The sequence below is a fragment of the Streptomyces typhae genome (genome assembly GCF_009755605.1).
Lineage (GTDB): Bacteria > Actinomycetota > Actinomycetes > Streptomycetales > Streptomycetaceae > Streptomyces > Streptomyces typhae.
Genome location: NZ_WPNZ01000003.1, coordinates 363,188 through 382,243 on the forward strand (window position 1 = coordinate 363,188; position 19,056 = coordinate 382,243).

Sequence of the window (19,056 nt, forward strand, 5' to 3'; positions counted from 1 at the left end):
TCCCCGGGCAGCCGCGGCCGGGCGGCCATTACGATGGGCCCGGCACGCGGCCGTGGTGGAACTGGCAGTCACGCTGGGTTTAGGTCCCAGTGGGGTAACTCCCGTGAGGGTTCGAGTCCCTCCGGCCGCACGACGACAAGAAGGGCGCTCCGTACCGGGGCGCCCTTCGTCGTCGCGGTGCCGGTCCTGGCCTTCGCCCGCTCAGCCGAGCAGTTCCCGCACCACCGGGGCCAGCGCGCGGAACGCCTTGCCGCGGTGGCTGATCGCGTTCTTCTCCGCCGCCGTCAGCTCGGCGCAGGTACGGGTGTCGCCCTCAGGCTGGAGGATCGGGTCGTAGCCGAAGCCGCCGGTGCCCGCGGGGGTGTGCCGGAGGGTGCCGAGGAGGCGGCCCTCGACGACCCGCTCGGTGCCGTCGGGCAGCGCGAGGGCCGCCGCGCACGCGAAGTGGGCACCGCGGTGCGGATCGTCGATGTCACCGAGCTGGGCGAGCAGCAGGTCGAGGTTGGCGCGGTCGTCGCCGTGCCGGCCCGCCCAGCGCGCGGAGAAGATGCCGGGGGCGCCGCCGAGCACGTCGACACACAGGCCCGAGTCGTCGGCGACGGCGGGCAGACCGGTGGCCTGAGCGAGCGCGTGCGCCTTGAGCAGGGCGTTCTCGGCGAAGGTGACCCCGGTCTCCTTGACGTCGGGGACCTCGGGGTAGGCGTCGGCGCCGACGAGCTCGTGGTCGAGTCCGGCGTCGGCGAGGATCGCCTTCAGCTCGGTGAGCTTGCCGGCGTTACGGGTGGCGAGGATGAGGCGGGTCATGGGACCAGTATTCCGCCTGGTCCCGCCCCGCCGGTGTCCTGCCTGCCGGCACCCGCCGGGGCGTGCCTGGCGGCGTCCCGTCGGCGTGACAGGGGTCCGGGTCCCGGGTGGTCAGTCGGTGCAGACCTTGGTCAGCTCCTTGGCCGCGTCGACGGCCGGGCTGAGGTCGGGGGTCTTGTCGCCGCCGTCGGAGGCCGCGCGGACGTTGTCGACGGCCTTCTCCAGATGGTCGATGGCCTTGTCGACGTCGGCGTCGTCGGACTTGTCGCGGATCTCGTCGAGGTTGTCCTCGATGTCGTCGAGCGACTTGTCCGCCTTCGACGGGTTCATGGCGGCGTCCTGGGCCGCCTCCTGCATCTCGTCGACGTTGTCGTGGATGGCGTCGGCCGTCTTGACGCAGTCGACGGCCTTGTCGACGGGGTCGCAGCCCACGAGGCCGACGCCCGCCGGAACGGCGATCAGAGCGGTGATGATGGCGGTAGCGGTACGGCGGTGGCGCGCGGCCATGCGTGATTCCCTCCCCGGTGCGGGCGGGCGTACGGCTTGGCCCGTACGCCCGCATCGGTAAGAACGCCCGTCCGGGCCCCGAAGGTTGCTTCCCTTGCTCACAGCAACCAACCGCAAGTGGCCCGTACCGCGTGCCACTTGGCCGCTTCGGTCTCCTCGGCCGCGTCGCTCGCCCTGGCCGCTTCGCTCTCCATGGCCCGCGTCGCGCCGCTCGGCAGCCGCGCCCTACTTGACCGCTTCGAGCGCCTCACGCTGGAGCGCCGCGAGCTGCGTGCAGCCGCCGACCGCGAGGTCGAGCAGCGCGTCGAGCTCCGCGCGGTCGAACGGCTCGGCCTCGGCCGTGCCCTGCACCTCGACGAAGCGGCCGTCGCCGGTGCACACGACGTTCATGTCGGTGTCGGCCTTCACGTCCTCCTCGTACGCGAGGTCGAGCAGCGGCACGCCGCCGACGATGCCGACGGAGACGGCGCTGACGGTGCCGGTGAGCGGCTTGCGGCCGGCCTTGACCAGCTTCCTGCCCTGGGCCCAGGCGACGGCGTCGGCGAGGGCGACGTACGCGCCGGTGATGGCCGCGGTGCGGGTGCCGCCGTCGGCCTGGAGGACGTCGCAGTCCAGGACGATGGTGTTCTCGCCGAGGGCCTTGTAGTCGATGACGGCGCGCAGGCTGCGGCCGATCAGGCGGGAGATCTCGTGCGTACGGCCACCGATCTTGCCGCGTACGGACTCGCGGTCGCCGCGGGTGTTGGTGGAGCGCGGCAGCATCGAGTACTCGGCGGTGACCCACCCCTCGCCGCTGCCCTTGCGCCAGCGGGGCACGCCCTCCGTGACGGATGCCGTGCAGAAGACCTTGGTGTCGCCGAAGGAGACGAGGACGGAGCCCTCTGCGTGCTTGCTCCAGCCACGCTCAATGGTGACCGGGCGGAGTTGTTCGGGAGTACGGCCGTCGAATCGAGACATGGCGTCGAGCCTAGCCTGGCGGTGATCCTGGCCTTCCCGCAGACAGTGGAAGCCCGTCCGGCGATCGAGGACGAGCGCGCGGCGCGATCGACGGCGCCACTAGCGCGAGGGCCCCGTTCCGGCAGTCGGAACGGGGCCCTCGTACGTCGCTCGGCCGGCGCCTCGTCACATGAGGTCTTCGATGTCCGCGGCGATCGGGTCGGCGTCCGTGCCGATGACGACCTGGATCGCGGTGCCCATCTTGACGACGCCGTGCGCGCCCGCGGCCTTCAGGGCCGCCTCGTCGACCAGGCCCGGGTCCTTGACCTCCGTGCGGAGGCGGGTGATGCAGCCCTCGACCTCTTCGATGTTGTCGATGCCGCCGAGCCCGGCAACGATCTTCTCAGCCTTGCTGGCCATGGTGTTTCTCCCTGCTCTGAAAAGGACGCGGCCACGACACCGTAGGTCCGCTTTGTCACGGTAACGCACGGTTGGCCCATCTTCGCGGGCGGTCACAGCATGTACACCCCATCATGACGATCAAGGTGCGGCCCTTTGTGGGGGTTGCCGTATACCCGTCCGCAACTGGTCTACACCAGTTTTCGACGACCGCCAAACCCGCCTTGTTCCGGGAGGAACGCCGATGAGTTCCGCTGCCGCCGAGGTTCCGCAGAAGAGATGGTGGAACGGCCTTTTCCAGGGCCTTCAGAAGATGGGCCGCAGCCTTCAGCTGCCCATCGCGGTCCTGCCCGCCGCCGGCATCCTGAACCGGCTCGGCCAGCCGGACGTCTTCGGGGACGACGGCCTGGGCTGGACCAATGTGGCCAAGGTCTTCGCGGCGGCGGGCGGCGCCCTGCTCGACTCCTCGCTCGGCCTGCCCCTGCTGTTCTGCGTCGGTGTCGCGATCGGCATGGCGAAGAAGGCGGACGGCTCCACCGCCCTCGCCGCGGTGGCGGGCTTCCTCGTCTACTACGCGGTGCTGCGTGCCTTCCCCGAGGACTGCCCGGCGGGCGCGGAATTCGCCGGGGCCGGTATGTGGAGCGGGGTGTGTGTAGCCGAGGACGGCACCCCGGCGCAGGCCGCGTACCAGAATCCAGGCGTCTTCGGCGGCATCGTCATGGGTCTGCTCGCCGCCTGGCTCTGGCAGCGCTACCACCGGGTGAAGCTGGTCGACTGGCTGGGCTTCTTCAACGGCAGGCGGCTCGTCCCCATCATCATGGCGTTCGTCGGCCTGGTCTTCGCGGGCCTGTGCGTCTGGGTCTGGCCGCCCATCGGTGACGGCCTCACCAGCTTCTCCAAGTGGCTGGTGGACCTCGGCTGGCTGGGCTCGGGGATCTTCGGCGTGGCCAACAGGGCGCTGCTCACCGTGGGCCTGCACCAGTTCCTGAACACCTTCGTCTGGTTCCAGTTCGGGGACTACACCAAGGCGGACGGCACGGTCGTGCACGGCGACATCAACCGCTTCCTGGCCGGGGACCCCACGGCCGGGCAGTTCACCTCGGGCTTCTTCCCGATCATGATGTTCGCGCTGCCCGCCGCGGCCCTGGCGATCACCCACGCGGCCCGCCCGGAGCGCCGCAAGGTGGTCGGCGGCATGATGCTCTCGGTCGGCCTGACCTCGTTCGTCACCGGCATCACCGAGCCGATCGAGTACTCCTTCCTGTTCATCGCGCCCGCCCTGTTCGCGATCCACGCGGTCCTCACCGGTGTCTCCATGGCGGTGACCTGGGCACTCGGCGTCAAGGACGGCTTCAGCTTCTCCGCGGGCCTGATCGACTACGTCATCAACTGGAGTCTGGCCACAAAGCCTTGGTTGATCATCCCAATCGGCCTCGCCTTTGCGGTGGTTTACTACTTCTTGTTCCTATTCGTGATCAAGAAGTTCGACCTGGCCACCCCGGGACGCGAACCGGAAGATGTGGCCGAGGAGTTGGACAAGGAGCAGACCAAGGCATAGACCGGGGCCCCGCCCCGGAAGCGGAACCTCCGCGATACCCTTCGAGAGGCCCTCGGACCCCATGGTCCGGGGGCTTTTCGACGTACTTGGGGCGTTATGGCCGACCCCACAGGAATCACGGGTTCCTTATGTCGCCTTGACCGTGTTACAACAGGTCTACACCACTCAGTGGTGTAGACCACCTGGCTGCTGTCACCCCCACCTCTGTCCCCCTTGGCAGCGCCCGCACATGGAGGAAGTCATGAGTACCGCCACCACCTCGGCGGCGCCCGCAAAGAAGCGGGGCTCCGGTCTGTTGCAGGGCCTGCAGAAAGTGGGCCGCAGCCTGCAGCTGCCCATCGCGGTGCTGCCCGCGGCGGGCATCCTGCTGCGTCTGGGCCAGGACGACGTCTTCGGCAAGGACGGTCTCGGCTGGGGCAAGGTCGCCACGGTCTTCGCCACCGCCGGTGACGCGGTGTTCGCCAACATGCCGCTGCTGTTCTGCATCGGTGTGGCGATCGGCTTCGCGAAGAAGGCGGACGGCTCCACGGCCCTCGCCGCCCTCGTCGGCTTCCTCGTGTACAAGAACGTCCTGACCGCGTTCCCGGTCACCGAGGCGAAGATCACCAAGGGTGCCGACGTCGCCGCCACGTACAACGACCCCAAGGTCTTCGGCGGCATCATCATGGGCCTGATATCCGCCGTGGTCTGGCAGCGGTTCCACCGCACCAAGCTGGTGGACTGGCTCGGCTTCTTCAACGGCCGCCGTCTGGTGCCGATCATCATGGCCTTCATCGGCACCGCCATGGGCGTGCTGTTCGGCCTGGCCTGGGGCCCGGTGGGCGACGCCATCACCAGCTTCGGCGAGTGGATGACCGACCTCGGCTCGATCGGCGCCGGCATCTTCGGCGTGGTCAACCGCGCGCTGCTCCCGGTCGGCATGCACCAGTTCGTGAACACCGTCGCCTGGCAGGAGATCGGCTCCTTCACGGACTCCGCGGGCACCATGTGGCACGGCGACATCCAGCGCTTCATGCACGGTGACCCGACCGCGGGCCAGTTCATGTCCGGCTTCTTCCCGATCATGATGTTCGCGCTGCCCGCCGTCGCGCTCGCCATCACGCACACCGCACGCCCCGAGCGCCGCAAGGTCGTCGGCGGCATGATGATGTCCCTCGCGCTGACCTCGTTCGTCACCGGCATCACCGAGCCGATCGAGTTCGCGTTCATGTTCATCGCCCCGGCGCTGTACGTGATCCACGCGATCCTCACCGCCGTCGCGATGACGCTGACCTGGGCGCTCGGCGTGCACCACGGCTTCACCTTCTCCGCCGGTGCGATCGACTACGTCCTGAACTGGAAGTTCGCCGAGAAGCCCTGGATGATCATCCCGATCGGCCTGGTGTTCGCCGCGGTCTACTACGTGGTCTTCCGTTTCGCGATCGTCAAGTTCAACATCCCCACCCCGGGCCGCGAGCCCGAGGAGGAGGTCGAGGACCTCACCAAGGCGTGAGCCTCACCCCGGCACCATGACGTGGGCCCCGGAACCGTGCGGTTCCGGGGCCCACGTCATCGTACGGCGACGCCTTCGCGGCTCGAACGGGGACGGCGACGGCGCCTCAGAGTTCGTACGAGAGTCCGGGGACCGCCAGCTCCGTCGGGCCCGTGAAGACCGCGCGGGCGTCCGCGAGGTTGACCTGTGGGTCCGTCCACGGCGGGATGTGGGTGAGGACGAGGCGGCGCGCGCCCGCGCGGTGGGCGGTCTCGCCGGCCTCGCGGCCGTTGAGGTGCAGCGCCGGGATGTTCTCCTTGCCGTGCGTGAACGCGGCCTCGCACAGGAACAGATCGGTGTCGGCGGCCAGTTCGTCCAGGGCCTCGCACACGCCGGTGTCCCCGGAGTACGTCAGCGACCGGTCGCCGTGCTCGACGCGGATGCCGTACGCCTCGACGGGGTGGCACACCTTCTCCGTGCGCACCGAGAACGGGCCGATGTCGAAGGCGCCGGGCTTGACCGTGTGGAAGTCGAAGACCTCGCTCATCGACGACGCGGAGGGAGTGTCGGCGTACGCCGTGGTCAGGCGCTGCTCGGTGCCCTCGGGGCCGTACACGGGGATGGGCGCGCAGCGGCCGCCCTCGTGCCGGTAGTAGCGGGCCACGAAGTACGCGCACATGTCGATGCAGTGGTCGGCGTGCAGATGGCTGAGGAAGATCGCGTCGAGGTCGTAGAGACCGATGTGTCGCTGCAGCTCGCCCAGGGCACCGTTGCCCATGTCGAGCAGCAGCCGGAAGCCGTCGGCCTCGACGAGGTAGCTCGAGCAGGCCGAGTCCGCGGACGGAAACGAGCCCGAGCAGCCGACGACGGTGAGCTTCATAGAGCTGGAACCTCCACGCTGGCGGTCGGGGGAATCGGGGGGCGTGCGGTTCGTCGAGCGTAAGGCGCGAAACCTCGGCTCGCTCCTCCGTCGCGTGCCGTTGTGGGCGAACTCACCTGCGGTGTCACCGGTTCGGGCGCCCCCGGTGGGGGCGGGGCGGCCGGGGCCGCGGAGCCGCCGGTACCGTCAGTGGTATGGACACGTCGTGGTGGCTCGCGCTCGCCGCTGTGGTGCTGCTCGCCCTCGTGGTCACCCTCGTCGACGGGTGGGCGCGGTCGGGGCGGCCCGCCCGGGGGCGGCGGCGCCCGCCGTCCGGCCCGCGGCCGCGGGCCGGGGAGATCTGGTGGGCCCAGGTGCCCTACGAGGACGGGGACGGGAGCAAGGACCGGCCCTGTCTCGTGCTCGGTGCCCGCAAGGGGCGAGTGCGCGTCGCCAAGATCACCAGTAGGTACCGGGACGGGCGGGACGGGGTGATCCCGTTGCCGCCCGGGAGCGTGGGGGACGCGCGGGGGCGGGCCGCCTTCCTGGAGACGGACGAGCTGAGGGAGGTGCCGGTGCGGGACTTCCGGCGCCGGGCCGGGGTCGTGGATCCCGCGCTGTGGGACCAGGTGCGGCACCTGGGGCGGCACCTGGGGCGGTAGGTCCTCGCCCCGTCCCCGGACGCCTCACCTCGTCCCCGGACGCCTCGCCTCGTCCTCGAACGCCGGACGGGCCGAGACCTCGCCGGCGCGGCGAAGGGCTGGGGCCGGGCGGCGGTCGAGGCGCGGGGCCCGGGGGCCGGGGCCGTGCCCCGGCATCGGCGAAGGCGCGGGACTGGGGGCTCCCATCCGGGCTGCGCCCGGAGTTCAAGCCGGGCTACGCCCAGAGTTGCCCCTGTACGGCCGCTATCGCCTCCTCGTCCGTCGACGCCGTGTAGACGCCCGTCGACAGGTACTTCCAGCCCCCGTCGGCGACGACGAACACGATGTCGGCGGGCTCCCCCGCGGCGACGGCCTTGCGGCCGACGCCGACGGCGGCGTGGAGGGCGGCCCCGGTGGAGACGCCGGCGAAGATCCCCTCCTCGCGGAGGAGTTCCCGGGTACGGGCCACCGCGTCGGCGGAGCCGACGGAGAACCGGCTGGTGAGCACCGACGCGTCGTACAGCTCGGGGACGAAGCCCTCGTCGAGGTTGCGCAGACCGTAGACGAGGTCGTCGTACCGGGGCTCCGCCGCGACGATCTTCACGTCGGGCTTGTGCTCCCGCAGATAGCGGCCGACGCCCATGAGCGTGCCGGTGGTGCCGAGCCCGGCCACGAAGTGGGTGAGGGAGGGCAGGTCGGCCAGGATCTCGGGTCCTGTGGTGGCGTAGTGGGCGCCCGCGTTGTCCGGGTTGCCGTACTGGTAGAGCATCACCCAGTCCGGGTGCTCGGCCGCCAGTTCCTTGGCCACCCGCACGGCCGTGTTGGAGCCCCCCGCCGCGGGCGACGAGACGATCTCCGCGCCCCACATCGCGAGCAGGTCGCGCCGTTCCTGGGAGGTGTTCTCCGGCATCACGCACACGATGCGGTAGCCCTTGAGCCTGGCCGCCATCGCGAGCGAGATGCCGGTGTTGCCTGACGTGGGCTCCAGGATGGTGCAGCCGGGCGTCAACCGGCCGTCCTTCTCGGCCTGTTCGACCATGTGGAGCGCGGGCCGGTCCTTGACGGAGCCGGTCGGGTTGCGGTCCTCGAGCTTGGCCCAGATCCGCACGTCCGCCGACGGCGAGAGCCGGGGCAGCCGTACCAGCGGCGTGTTGCCGACGGCCGCGAGCGGGGAGTCGTATCGCATCGGCGGCGGGCCTGTCAGGCCATGCCGCCGGCGACGGCCGGCAGGATCGTGACGCTGTCGCCGTCGGAGAGCTTGGTGGACACGCCGTCCAGGAAGCGGACGTCCTCGTCGTTCAGGTAGACGTTCACGAAGCGGCGCAGCGCGTTGCCCTTGTCCTTGTCGATCAGCCGGTCCTGGATGCCCGCGTGCCGGGACTCGAGGTCGGCGAAGAGCGCGGCGAGGGTGTCGCCGTTGCCCTCGACGGCCTTCTCGCCGTTGGTGTAGGTGCGGAGGATGGTCGGGATGCGGACCTCGATGGCCATGCGGAGGGCTCCTGTCGGGAGTCGGAGGTTCGGGGTGGTGCGGAGCGGCGGTGCGGCTGCGGAGCGAGTGCGGCGGAGCGGGTCCTGCGTGCGGTGCGGGCGCGGGCGGACGGCACAGGTGCGTGCGGGGCCGCCGTGCACGGCCGCGGGGACGGGCGACAGGGACGCGCGTCAGGGCCGACAGATGGCGCTGGCGAGACGGCACAGGTCGACGTGCAGCCGGCCGACGAGCAGAGCGCCCGGCGTCGTATCAATGCTCACGTCGTTCGAAACCATGCGGTCATCGTAACGATTCCCGGACCGGGACCCGGAGTGTGATCTCGTATACCGGACGGATCCCTCTCGAACCCTGGACATGGCTCGGTACGGGCAACCGGGCGGGAGGCCCTCCCCGCCTCCGGCCCGGCGGCGGACACGTCTCTACGCCCGGCCCGGCGGCAGATACGTCACCGTCGGCGCCCCCGTCACCGGGTGCACCGCCACCTCCGCCGCCACGCCGTACACCTCCGCCAGGAGCTCGGCGGTGAGCACGTCCCCGGGCGGGCCCGAGGCGACCACCCGGCCCGCGTCCAGGACGTACAGGCGGTCGCAGTAGTACGCGGCGAGGGTCAGGTCGTGCAGCGCCAGGAGGTTGGCCGTGCCGAGGTCCCGCACCAGGGCGAGGATCTCCAGCTGGTAGCGGATGTCCAGGTGGTTCGTGGGCTCGTCCAGGACGAGGACGGTCGGCTCCTGCACCAGGGCCCGTGCCGTCAGGACCCGCTGCCGCTCGCCGCCGGAGAGCCGTGCGAAGGACCGTCCCGCCAGGTCCGCCGCGCCCACCCGCGCGAGTGCGCCGCGCACCAGCTCCTCGTCGGCCGCCGTGTCCGCCTCCCAGAAGCGCTTGTGCGGGGAGCGGCCCATGGCGACGATCTGGCGGACGGTGAGCTCGAAGCCCGCCTGCCCGTCCTGCGGGACCGTGGCGATCCGGCGCGCGCGGGCCTTGGCGCTCGCGCCCGCCAGGTCGGCGCCGTCGAGGAACACCTGGCCGCCGGTGGGCGCGAGCGCCCCGTACACACAGCGCAGCAGGGTCGTCTTGCCGCTGCCGTTGGGTCCGACCAGGCCCACCGTCTCACCGGCGGAGACGGTGAGTGAGACGGCGTCGACCAGGCGGCGGCCCGCGGGGGTGGTGTAGGTGAGGCCGGCGGTGCGCAGGAGCGGCTCCGCGGCCACTGCCGCCTGAGCCGCTTCGGCCGCCGCATGCGCCGCTTCCGCTGCCGACGCCTCCGCCGGTTCGGTGGCCCCCTTCGTCGTGGGCTCGGTGGCCCCCTTCGTCGTGGGCTCGGTGGCCCCCTTCGTCGTGGGCTCGGTGGCCCCCTTCGTCGTGGGCGCAGTGCGTCCCGTCATGCCGCCTCCTCCTGCCGTGCGCGGTCCCGTCGCAGCAGCCACAGGAAGAACGGGCCGCCGGTGAGGGCCGTGAGCACGCCCACCGGGATGTCCTGCGGTGCCGCGACCGTGCGCGCGGCGAGGTCCGCGAGCACCAGGAACACCGCTCCCATCAGCGCGGCCACCGGAAGCAGCGCCCGGTGCGCCGCCCCCACCAGCATCCGGGCCGCGTGCGGCACCATCAGGCCGACGAAGCCGATGGCCCCGCTCTGCGCGACGAGCACCCCGGTCACCAGGGAGGCGAGGGCGAACACCGCCGCCCGGAACCGGGCCGTGTTCAGGCCGAGGACGGTCGCGCCCTCCTCCCCGACCAGGAGCAGGTCCAGGGGCCGGGCGAGCGCGAGCAGCAGCCCCGTACCGAGCGCGAGGACGACCAGCGGCAGCGCGAGTGAGTCCCAGCGGGCGCTGCCGAGGCCGCCGAGCGTCCAGTACAGGACCTCCTTGAGGTGGTCGGCGCGGGCCGAGACCACCAGGATCAGGCTGGTCAGCGCGGCCAGGACGTAGGAAACGGCGACGCCCGCGAGGATCAGGCGGCTCGTGGTGAAGCCGCCGCCCGGCTCGCGGGCCAGCGTGTACACGAGGAGCAGCGCGAGGAACGCGCCCACGAAGGACGCCGCCGGGATCGTCACCGTCGTCGCCAGGCCCGCGCCCACGCCGAGGACGATCACCGAGACCGCGGCGGCCGAGGCGCCCGAGGAGATGCCGAGCAGGAACGGGTCCGCCAGGGGGTTGCGGACCAGGGCCTGGAGGGTGGTGCCGACCACGGCGAGGCCCGCGCCGACGGCCGCGCCGAGCAGGACCCGCGGGAGGCGGACGTCCAGGACGATGGTGCGGTACGGGGAGGGGTCCGCCTTGCCCGTCAGGATGTGGAGGACGTCCCCGGGCGGGATCTTCACGGAGCCCCACGCAAGCCCGGCGATGCCTGCGGCCGCGAGGGCGATGACCAGGGCGGCTACCAGGACGCTGTACGGGAGGGTGCGGGTGCGTGTCCCTGCCGGGGGCTCCCCGAGCCCGCCCCCTCCCGAACCGGGGGCTCCGCCCCCGGACCCCCGTATCGGCGCTTCGCGCCTCGTCCTCAAACGCCGGACCGGCTGATACGTCACCGCAGCTGCTCCGCCAGCTTCCGCACCGCCCCCGGCGCCCGCACCCCGAGCACGACGTCCGACAGCGGCAGCACCGCGAACCGCTTGTTCTTGATGGCGGGGACGTCCTTGAGTGCCGGGTCGCCGAGGAGGCGCTTCTTCTTCTGGTCGACGGTCGTGGCGCCGTAGTCGTAGATCACGATCACGTCGGGGCGGCGGTCCACGACCGTCTCCCAGGAGGCGTCGCCGAAGGACTTGTCCAGGTCGGACATGATGTTGCGGCCGCCCGCGCGCTCGATGATGTCGTTGCCGATGCCCCGGCCGCCGGCGGTGAACGCCGTCTTGTCGCCGCTGTCGTAGACGAAGACCGCGGGCGGCTCACCGGACTCGCCGGGCTTGCCGGACGCACCGGATGCACCGGACTTTGCGGTCTCGGCGGGCTTCTTCGCGGCTGCGGCCAGTTCGGCCTCCGCCCCGCGGATCCACTTCTCGGCGCGGTCGCGGACCCCGAACGTGGCACCCGCCTCGCGCACCTCGCGGTAGAGGTCGTCCATCGTGACGGGCTTCTTCGCGCAGCCCTCGATGTTCAGGCGGGACTTGATGCCCGACTTGGCGAGGGCGTCGCGCGAGCGGCCGTCGCCCGCCGCGAAGGCGCTGGCGTAACCGCCGTACACGAAGTCGGGGTTGGCGGCGAGCAGCTTCTCGTAGGAGGGGTACTCCTTGGCGAGCACCGGGCGGGACTCGTAGGCCTTCTCGTACCGGGGAAGGATCTTGTCGTCGAGGTAGGCGGTCCCGGCGACGCGGTCCTCAAGGCCGAGCGCGAGGAGGATCTCCGTCACGTGCTGGTTCATGGTGACGGCGCGCTTCGGGGGCGCGTCGAACGTGGTCTTCTCGCCGCAGTTGGTGACGGTGTACGGGAATCCGGCGGCGGACGCCCCGGCCTTGCCCGCCGGGTCGTCGGAACCGGAACCGGAGCCCGAGTCCGACGAGCAGGCGGCCAGGGGTATCAGCAGCGCCGCGGCGGTCAGGGCGTGCGCGAGCGGGCGGGTACGGCGCGAGAGCATGGCGGCGCGGCCTCCTCCAGGGGATTTCCGCGTCCCCTGCGTCAGGTGGGAGAGGGCGGCAGGTCAGTTCCTGGCTCGCGGACCGCGCGGACGCGGGCCGGTCACAGTGGCGGGACCGCGCCGGATTCACACCGGCTTCCTGGGCCCTGCCGCCTCAAGGGTGGTCGTGGAGCTGGCTTCAGTATGCCTGCACGACCTGGACGTCCTCCTCGGTGACCTGGCCTTCGACGATCCGGAACGAGCGGAACTGGAAGGGGCCCGCGTCGTCGGTGTCGGCGGTGGAGACCAGGACGTAGTGCGCGCCGGGCTCGTTGGCGTACGTGATGTCGGTGCGGGAGGGGTAGGCCTCCGTCGCGGTGTGCGAGTGGTAGATGACCACCGGCTCCTCGTCGCGGTCGTCGAGGTCGCGGTACAGCTTGAGCAGATCGGCCGAGTCGAACTCGTAGAACGTGGGCGAGCGGGCCGCGTTCAGCATCGGGACGAACCGCTCGGGGCGGTCGGTGCCCGCCGGGCCCGCGACGACGCCGCAGGCCTCGTCGGGGTGGTCCGCGCGCGCGTGCGCGACGATCCGGTCGTGGAGCTCCTGGGTGATGGTCAGCATGTCGGCCAGGATAAGCAGCGGGGCGGCCCCGTACCGAGATGTGGTACGGGGCCGCCCGCATGCTGGGCAGGTGCCGTTCTGCGCCGGGTTCAGTCCTTGGTGAGCTTCGCGCCGTCCTCGACGGCCGGGCCGCCGTGCTCGCGCTTCTTGAAGGCGGCGGCGTCCGGGTTGCGGCTCTTGAGGACCAGGTAGGTCACGCACAGGATCGCGGCCCAGATCGGGGCGCAGTACAGCGAGATGCGGGCGTCCTTGTCGATGCCCATCATCACGATGACCATGCCGATGAAGGCGAGCGCGAACCAGCTGGTGTACGGGGCTCCCGGCGCCCGGAAGGTGGACTGCGGCAGGATGCCGCGGTCGGCCTTGCGGCGGTAGTTGATCTGGGAGACCAGGATCATGATCCAGGCCCACATGCCGGAGATGGTGGCGAAGGAGACGACGTAGTTGAACGCCTCGCCCGGCCACTGGTAGTTGATCCACACGCCGACGAGCATCAGGGCGGCGGAGAAGGTCGTGCCGACCAGCGGCAGGCCGTTCTTGGTGAGCTTGGTGAAGAACCGCGGGCCCTGGCCGTTGAGCGCGAGGTCGCGCAGCATGCGGCCGGTGGAGTACATGCCCGAGTTGCAGGAGGACAGGGCGGCGGTGAGGACCACGAAGTTCACGATCGCGGCACCGATGCCGAGGCCCATCTTCTCGAAGGCCGCGACGAACGGCGAGACACCCGGCTGGAAGGACGTCCACGGCACGACCGACAGGATCATGATCAGGGCGCCGACGTAGAAGACGGCGATGCGCCACGGCACGGTGTTGATCGCCTTGGGCAGGGTCTTCTTCGGGTCCTTGGACTCGCCCGCGGTGACGCCGACCAGCTCGACGGCGAGGAAGGCGAACATCACGATCTGCAGGGTCATCAGCGTGCTGCCGATGCCGTTGGGGAAGAAGCCTCCGTTGTCCCACAGGTGCGAGACGGACGCGGTGTCACCGGCGTCGGAGAAGCCGATGGTGAGGATGCCGGCGCAGATCAGGATCATGCCGATGATGGCGGTGACCTTGACCATCGAGAACCAGAACTCCAGCTCGCCGAAGAGCTTCACGGAGATCAGGTTGGCGCCGTACAGAATGACGGTGAAGATCAGGGCATAGCCCCATTGCGGAATGGAGTCATGGGTCCAGTACTGCATGTACTGGGCCGCCGCGGTGACTTCGGTGATGCCGGTGACGACCCAGAAGAGCCAGTACGTCCAGCCGGTCACGAACCCGAAGAACGGGCCGACGAACTCGCGGGCGTACTCCGAGAACGAGCCCGAGACGGGCCGGTACATCAGGAGCTCGCCGAGCGCGCGCATGATGAAGAAGATGACGAGGCCCGCGATCGCGTACGCGAGGATGAGGCTCGGTCCTGCCTTGTGGATGGCCTTGCCCGCGCCGAGGAACAGGCCGGTGCCGATGGCACCGCCGATCGCGATCATCTGGATCTGCCGGGCTCCGAGCCCGCGCTGATAACCCTCGTTGTCGCCGGCCGCGCCGGCGCCCGCGGCACCATTGCTGCCGTGCTCGTCGTGGTGCTCTTCGACCTGCACTGAGGTCATGGTGACGCCTTTCTCCATGCTGATCCGCGCCGCGAACTGCGGTTTCGCCGCGGACCAGGTCCTGATCCCCCCGGATGGTGATGGAGTGCCGCCGACGGTCTGCCGGCCTCTGGCGCCCTCGGTGACATGGGTGGCGTCACCGAGCGGTCGTGAAGATTTATCACGACCGCGACAGTGATCGAACAATACTTATGTGGCACACACCACAGGAAGAAGCGGACAAAGCTCGCTCGCGCGGACTAAATGGGGCAACGAGGTGACAGGATCGTTATGCGGATTTGAGCGTCCGTTGAGCGGACGTCCACGATCTTCAAAAAGGCGTCACACGACGGTCGGACAATCGTCACGGAAACCCCGCCTCGGAAACGGAAACCCCGTCACGGCATCAGCGTCTCGACGAGCGTCTCCTGGAGGCCGCCCAGCCACAGATAGGCCATCACCATCGGCTTGCGCGGGTCGGAGTCCGGCAGCCGGTAGAGGATGTCCGTGTCCTCCTCGTCGGTGACGTCGAGCCGGGCGCCGATCGCGAGGCGCAGGTCGTTGAGCGAGCCGAGCCAGGACCGCGACTCGTCGGCGGACAACTTCAGGACGGCGCCGCCCTCACCCGCCACCGTGAGCGCGTCCAGGGAGCGGATCACGGCGAGCGCGTCGTCCCGCTTGCGGGCCCGCAGGTCGTTCTCCGTGAACCGCCGGAACTCGGCGGAGTAGGCGCGCAGCTCGTCCTCATCACCGGGCGCACTGCCCGGCCCGCCGTACGCGTCCGGGAGCAGGCGCTTGAGGACGGGGTCGGCGGGCGGCTCGCTCGGGCCCTCCGCGAACAGCTCGGCGAGCGGGTCGCCGTCGTCGCCCGCGGGCTCCTCGCCCGGCCCGATCAGCTCCAGGAGCTGTACGGCGAGCGAGCGGATGATCGAGATCTCGACCTCGTCGAGCGCGACGGCCGCGCCGCCCCCCGGGATCGGTTCGAAGTGTCCTGGCATCAGTCGCGTCGCTACTTCCGGTCCTGCTGGAGCGTTGCCCACAGCCCGTATCCGTGCATCGCCTGCACGTCGCGTTCCATCTCCTCGCGGCTGCCGGTGGAGACGACCGCCCGGCCCTTGTGGTGCACGTCCATCATCAGCTTGGTGGCCTTCTCCTTCGAGTACCCGAAGTACGACTGGAAGACATAGGTCACGTAGCTCATGAGGTTGACCGGGTCGTTGTGCACGAGCGTGATCCACGGCACGTCCGGCTCGGGGACCGCGAAGGTCTCCTCTTCCGCGTCCGGGCGGGTGATCTCTACGGGAGCAGCGCTACTCACCTGCCCCATGCTGCCACCCGGAGGGGCCCACCGCACAAACGGACCCCTGAAATCGTCAGAGTGACGAGATGCGGGGTAGCATTCTTCATATGAACTCTGGCGGGCATGACCTGGGGCTGCCGGTGGACGTGCCGTCCACCGCGCTGTTCACGGATCACTACGAGTTGACGATGTTGCAGGGCGTGCTGAACTCCGGCGCCGCCGACCGGCGCTCGGTCTTCGAGGTCTTCACCCGCAGACTGCCCGAGGGCCGCCGCTACGGCGTGGTGGCCGGAACCGGCCGGGTCCTGGACGCCGTCGAGAACTTCCGCTTCGACTCCGGCGTCCTCGACTTCCTGCGCGAGCGCGGCGTCGTGGACGCCCGGACGCTGGAATGGCTCGCCTCCTACCGCTTCGGCGGTGACATCTGGGGCTATCCGGAGGGCGAGGTGTACTTCCCGGGCTCGCCGATCCTCAGGGTCGAGGGCAGCTTCGCGGAGTGCGTGCTCCTGGAGACCGTGATCCTGTCGATCCTCAACCACGACTCGGCCATCGCCGCCGCCGCGTCCCGGATGGCGTCCGCCGCGGGCGGGCGGCCCCTCATCGAGATGGGCGCCCGCCGCACCCACGAGCTGGCCGCGGTCGCCGCGTCCCGGGCCGCGTACGTCGGCGGCTTCACCACCACCTCCGACCTGGCGGCCGGGTTCCGCTACGGCATCCCGACCGTCGGCACCTCCGCGCACTCCTTCACCCTGGTGCACGACAGCGAGCGGGACGCCTTCCGTGCCCAGGTGGACGCGCTCGGCCGCGGCACCACCCTCCTCGTCGACACCTACGACGTCACCGAGGCCGTCCGCATGGCCGTGGAGATCGCCGGGCCCGAGCTCGGCGCCGTGCGCATCGACTCCGGCGATCTGCTGCTCGTGGCGCACCGGGTGCGCAGGGAGCTGGACGAGCTCGGCGCGACCCGCACCAAGATCGTGGTCACCTCCGACCTGGACGAGTACGCGATCGCCTCGCTGGCCGCCGCGCCCGTGGACGCCTACGGCGTGGGCACCCAGCTCGTCACCGGCTCCGGGCACCCCACCGCGTCCATGGTCTACAAGCTGGTCGCCCGCGCCCGCTCCGCCGACCCCGAGGCCCCCCTCGAACCCGTCGCCAAGAAGTCGCTCGGCGGGAAGTCCTCGCTCGGCGGCCGCAAGTGGGCGGCGCGGCGCGCGGACGCGGACGGGTTCGCGGAGGCCGAGGTCGTCGGCACCGGACCGGTACCGGCCGGGCTCGCCGACCGGCTGCTCCAGGTCGAGCTGGTCAAGGGCGGCGACGTCATCGCCCGCGAGCCCCTCGACACGGTCCGGGAGCGGCACGCGGCGGCCCGCGGGCGGCTGCCCCTGTCCGCCACCCAGCTGTCGCGCGGCGACGCGGTCATTCCTACGGAGTACCTGTGACCACGGTGTTCCCCGTGTCCTCGGCGATCCCCGTGACCCCGGCGATCCCCGTGGCCTCGACGATCCCCGCGGCCTCGATGATTCCCGCGTCCCCTTCGCCCTCGTGGCCACTCCCCCGTGACCACGTGTGACCCGCCTGTGCCTACCCATGGGTACCCGCCGTGAGTGCGTGCGCCCCTGCCACGCCCTCTCCCGCTGCGGTCGGGAAGTCTCTACGCTCGGTACATCCAGCTAGCTAAGGAAACCCGCCATGCGTCGCGCCCTGATCGTCGTAGATGTACAGAACGACTTCTGCGAAGGGGGCAGCCTGGCGGTCTCCGGCGGCGCGGACGTGGCCGCCGCCATCACCGAGCTGATCGGCCAGGCCACGGTCTCCTACCGCCATGTCGTGGCCACCCGCGACCACCACATCGACCCCGGTGACCACTTCTCCGACCGCCCCGACTTCGTCGACTCCTGGCCGCCGCACTGCGTGGCCGGTACCGAGGGCGTGGGCTTCCACCCGAACTTCGCGCCCGCCGTGGCGTCCGGGGCCGTCGACGCCGTCTTCGACAAGGGCGCCCGCTCCGCCGCCTACAGCGGCTTCGAGGGGGTCGACGAGAACGGGCTCTCGCTGGCCGCGTGGTTGCGGGAGCGGCAGGTGCGGGAGGTCGACGTGGTGGGGATCGCCACGGATCACTGTGTGCGGGCCACTGCGCTGGATGCCGTCCGTGCGGGGTTCCGGACTCACGTCCTGCTCGATCTCACGGCTGGGGTGGCCGAGGTCTCCACCCATCGCGCGCTCGACGAGCTCCGTGCGGCGGGGGTCGAGCTCACCGGCAAGCCAGTGCTCTGACCGCCCCGCCGGTGGCGTGACCACTCCCCTGCCGGTGCCTCCTGCCGGCGCTGACGCGCTGGTCCTCGGTCGCTGGGCAGGCTCTTCCCCACCCACCCGCCCATTCATCGCGCTGACGCGCTCGTCCTCAAACGCCGGACGGGCTGAGTGGGTCGCCGCCCCGTCCAACGGTTGAGGAGGAGCACGCGGCGCGATTCCCCCCGGCCCAGCGCTTGAGGACGAGGCACGAAGCGCCACTCCAGCCCGTCCGACGCCTGAGAACGAGGCGCGGAGCCCCCCTCCAGCCCGTCCGGCGTTTGAGGACGAGCGCGGAGCGCGATACCAGCCCGTCCGGCGTTTGAGGACGAGCGCGAAGCGCGATACCAGCCCATCCGACGCCTGAGGACGAAGCACGAAGCGCCATTCCAGCCCGTCCGGCGCCTGAGGACGAGCGCGGAGCGCGATATCAGCCCGTCCGGCGCTTGAGGACGCGAGGCGCGGAGCGCGATATCAGCCCGTCCGGCGTTTGAGGACGAGGCGCGAAGCGCGATTTCAGCCCGTCCGGCGTTTGAGGACGAGGCGCGGAGCGCCGGTGCGGGGTCTGGGGCGGAGCCCCAGGGCGGGGTCGGGGGCTATGCGGCTGCGCCGCGTCTGAGGAGTGCCCGGATCGGGTGCCAGAGCTCCGCCACCGACGCGGCGGCCCCCGGAGCCGTACGCCATATGAGCCCGTCGGGATGGTGAAGCACAGCCGTGACCTCGTCCGGCGTCGGCGGCTCCGCGTTGCCGCGGAGATACACGGCCCGCAGCCCGAGGTTCCGCAGCCGCGTCAGCGCCCGCGCCCGGTTGACGGCATGCACGAGCACCCGTACCCGCCCGTCGGCGCCCCCTGCGGGCAACCCCGGACTGGGCAGCGTCAGCGCCACCACCACCGTGCCGTTCGGCAGCTTGCAGAACCCTCCTGCGGCCATGCTCTGTCACACCCCCGTGAGACGTCGTGTCAATAAGAGAACCACAGGAGGCACCTAAACACGATCGGCCGCCGCCCGCTAGTGGGCGACGGCCGATCGGCTGGAAACAGGCCTATGACCTGCGGTAACGCA

21 protein-coding genes, 1 tRNA gene and 1 riboswitch are annotated in these 19,056 nt (G+C 70.8%); of the genes, 6 read left to right on the plus strand and 16 right to left on the minus strand.

All coding sequences use genetic code 11. The features are described 5' to 3' along the window. Window positions 1–46 precede the first annotated feature (46 nt). A tRNA-Leu gene (locus GPA10_RS08180) sits at window positions 47–130 on the plus strand. A 71-nt stretch (window positions 131–201) separates the two neighbouring features. Here the strand turns inward: GPA10_RS08180 and rdgB are convergent. The 4 genes from rdgB to GPA10_RS08200 all read right to left on the minus strand — a co-directional run bounded on the left by rdgB (window position 202) and on the right by GPA10_RS08200 (window position 2,667). Then, window positions 202–804, minus strand: coding sequence for an RdgB/HAM1 family non-canonical purine NTP pyrophosphatase (gene rdgB, locus GPA10_RS08185; protein ID WP_157164853.1), 603 nt, complete (start codon window positions 802–804; stop codon window positions 202–204). 111 nt (window positions 805–915) lie between these two features. Then, window positions 916–1,311 (minus strand): frataxin family protein, encoded by a 396-nt coding sequence (locus tag GPA10_RS08190; protein ID WP_058848431.1) that lies wholly within the window; start codon window positions 1,309–1,311, stop codon window positions 916–918. Between the two features lie 225 nt (window positions 1,312–1,536). Continuing rightward, window positions 1,537–2,268 (minus strand): ribonuclease PH, encoded by a 732-nt coding sequence (gene rph / locus GPA10_RS08195; RefSeq protein ID WP_058848430.1) that lies wholly within the window; start codon window positions 2,266–2,268, stop codon window positions 1,537–1,539. 165 nt (window positions 2,269–2,433) lie between these two features. After that, on the minus strand, window positions 2,434–2,667 hold the full coding sequence (locus tag GPA10_RS08200; protein ID WP_030568828.1) for a PTS sugar transporter subunit IIB: 234 nt from the start codon (window positions 2,665–2,667) through the stop codon (window positions 2,434–2,436). A 223-nt stretch (window positions 2,668–2,890) separates the two neighbouring features. Here GPA10_RS08200 and GPA10_RS08205 point away from each other — a divergent pair, with 223 nt between their 5' ends. Both GPA10_RS08205 and GPA10_RS08210 read left to right on the plus strand, forming a co-directional pair. Beyond that, complete coding sequence (locus tag GPA10_RS08205) at window positions 2,891–4,204, plus strand: PTS transporter subunit EIIC (protein ID WP_157164854.1); 1,314 nt, start codon at window positions 2,891–2,893, stop codon at window positions 4,202–4,204. A gap of 241 nt (window positions 4,205–4,445) precedes the next feature. After that, the gene (locus GPA10_RS08210; protein ID WP_058848428.1) at window positions 4,446–5,696 is read left to right on the plus strand and encodes a PTS transporter subunit EIIC; all 1,251 of its coding nucleotides are present in this window, start codon (window positions 4,446–4,448) and stop codon (window positions 5,694–5,696) included. 106 nt (window positions 5,697–5,802) lie between these two features. On the opposite strand, the gene GPA10_RS08215 is transcribed toward GPA10_RS08210, so the two are convergent. Further along, window positions 5,803–6,555, minus strand: a complete 753-nt coding sequence (locus GPA10_RS08215; RefSeq protein WP_157164855.1) for an MBL fold metallo-hydrolase — start codon at window positions 6,553–6,555, stop codon at window positions 5,803–5,805. Window positions 6,556–6,749: 194 nt separating this feature from the next. On the opposite strand from GPA10_RS08215, the gene GPA10_RS08220 reads away from it, so the two are divergent. Further along, window positions 6,750–7,196 (plus strand): type II toxin-antitoxin system PemK/MazF family toxin, encoded by a 447-nt coding sequence (locus GPA10_RS08220; RefSeq protein ID WP_157164856.1) that lies wholly within the window; start codon window positions 6,750–6,752, stop codon window positions 7,194–7,196. A gap of 214 nt (window positions 7,197–7,410) precedes the next feature. On the opposite strand, the gene GPA10_RS08225 is transcribed toward GPA10_RS08220, so the two are convergent. The 10 genes from GPA10_RS08225 to clpS form a co-directional block, all read right to left on the minus strand. Further along, complete coding sequence (locus tag GPA10_RS08225) at window positions 7,411–8,361, minus strand: PLP-dependent cysteine synthase family protein (protein ID WP_058848425.1); 951 nt, start codon at window positions 8,359–8,361, stop codon at window positions 7,411–7,413. A gap of 14 nt (window positions 8,362–8,375) precedes the next feature. Next, the gene (locus GPA10_RS08230; RefSeq protein WP_058848424.1) at window positions 8,376–8,663 is read right to left on the minus strand and encodes a MoaD/ThiS family protein; all 288 of its coding nucleotides are present in this window, start codon (window positions 8,661–8,663) and stop codon (window positions 8,376–8,378) included. Between the two features lie 171 nt (window positions 8,664–8,834). After that, window positions 8,835–8,939: a putative leader peptide gene (locus GPA10_RS43610; RefSeq protein WP_016638880.1), complete on the minus strand. Its 105-nt coding sequence runs from the start codon at window positions 8,937–8,939 to the stop codon at window positions 8,835–8,837. Window positions 8,940–9,083: 144 nt separating this feature from the next. After that, the gene (locus tag GPA10_RS08240; protein ID WP_246258899.1) at window positions 9,084–10,046 is read right to left on the minus strand and encodes an ABC transporter ATP-binding protein; all 963 of its coding nucleotides are present in this window, start codon (window positions 10,044–10,046) and stop codon (window positions 9,084–9,086) included. Continuing rightward, window positions 10,043–11,044 (minus strand): FecCD family ABC transporter permease, encoded by a 1,002-nt coding sequence (locus GPA10_RS08245; protein WP_058848690.1) that lies wholly within the window; start codon window positions 11,042–11,044, stop codon window positions 10,043–10,045. Before GPA10_RS08245 ends, GPA10_RS08240 begins: the two co-directional genes overlap by 4 nt. A 140-nt stretch (window positions 11,045–11,184) precedes the next feature. Then, window positions 11,185–12,231 (minus strand): ABC transporter substrate-binding protein, encoded by a 1,047-nt coding sequence (locus tag GPA10_RS08250; protein ID WP_157164858.1) that lies wholly within the window; start codon window positions 12,229–12,231, stop codon window positions 11,185–11,187. A gap of 44 nt (window positions 12,232–12,275) precedes the next feature. Then, window positions 12,276–12,396, minus strand: a riboswitch (cobalamin riboswitch). Between the two features lie 13 nt (window positions 12,397–12,409). After that, window positions 12,410–12,832: a M67 family metallopeptidase gene (locus tag GPA10_RS08255; protein ID WP_058848422.1), complete on the minus strand. Its 423-nt coding sequence runs from the start codon at window positions 12,830–12,832 to the stop codon at window positions 12,410–12,412. Window positions 12,833–12,921: 89 nt separating this feature from the next. After that, entirely contained in the window at window positions 12,922–14,421 is a 1,500-nt protein-coding gene (locus GPA10_RS08260) for an amino acid permease (RefSeq protein ID WP_058848689.1), read from the minus strand. 377 nt (window positions 14,422–14,798) lie between these two features. Next, entirely contained in the window at window positions 14,799–15,398 is a 600-nt protein-coding gene (locus tag GPA10_RS08265) for a DUF2017 domain-containing protein (protein WP_058848421.1), read from the minus strand. A gap of 11 nt (window positions 15,399–15,409) precedes the next feature. Beyond that, entirely contained in the window at window positions 15,410–15,727 is a 318-nt protein-coding gene (gene clpS / locus GPA10_RS08270) for an ATP-dependent Clp protease adapter ClpS (protein ID WP_016638873.1), read from the minus strand. Window positions 15,728–15,807: 80 nt separating this feature from the next. Between clpS and GPA10_RS08275 the strand changes: the two genes are divergently transcribed. Together GPA10_RS08275 and GPA10_RS08280 are read left to right on the plus strand one after the other, a co-directional pair. After that, window positions 15,808–17,142, plus strand: a complete 1,335-nt coding sequence (locus GPA10_RS08275) for a nicotinate phosphoribosyltransferase (RefSeq protein ID WP_157164859.1) — start codon at window positions 15,808–15,810, stop codon at window positions 17,140–17,142. Window positions 17,143–17,392: 250 nt separating this feature from the next. Further along, the gene (locus tag GPA10_RS08280; RefSeq protein ID WP_157164860.1) at window positions 17,393–17,977 is read left to right on the plus strand and encodes an isochorismatase family protein; all 585 of its coding nucleotides are present in this window, start codon (window positions 17,393–17,395) and stop codon (window positions 17,975–17,977) included. Window positions 17,978–18,588: 611 nt separating this feature from the next. On the opposite strand, the gene GPA10_RS08285 is transcribed toward GPA10_RS08280, so the two are convergent. Beyond that, window positions 18,589–18,924 (minus strand): hypothetical protein, encoded by a 336-nt coding sequence (locus GPA10_RS08285; protein WP_058848418.1) that lies wholly within the window; start codon window positions 18,922–18,924, stop codon window positions 18,589–18,591. Window positions 18,925–19,056: the final 132 nt, after the last annotated feature.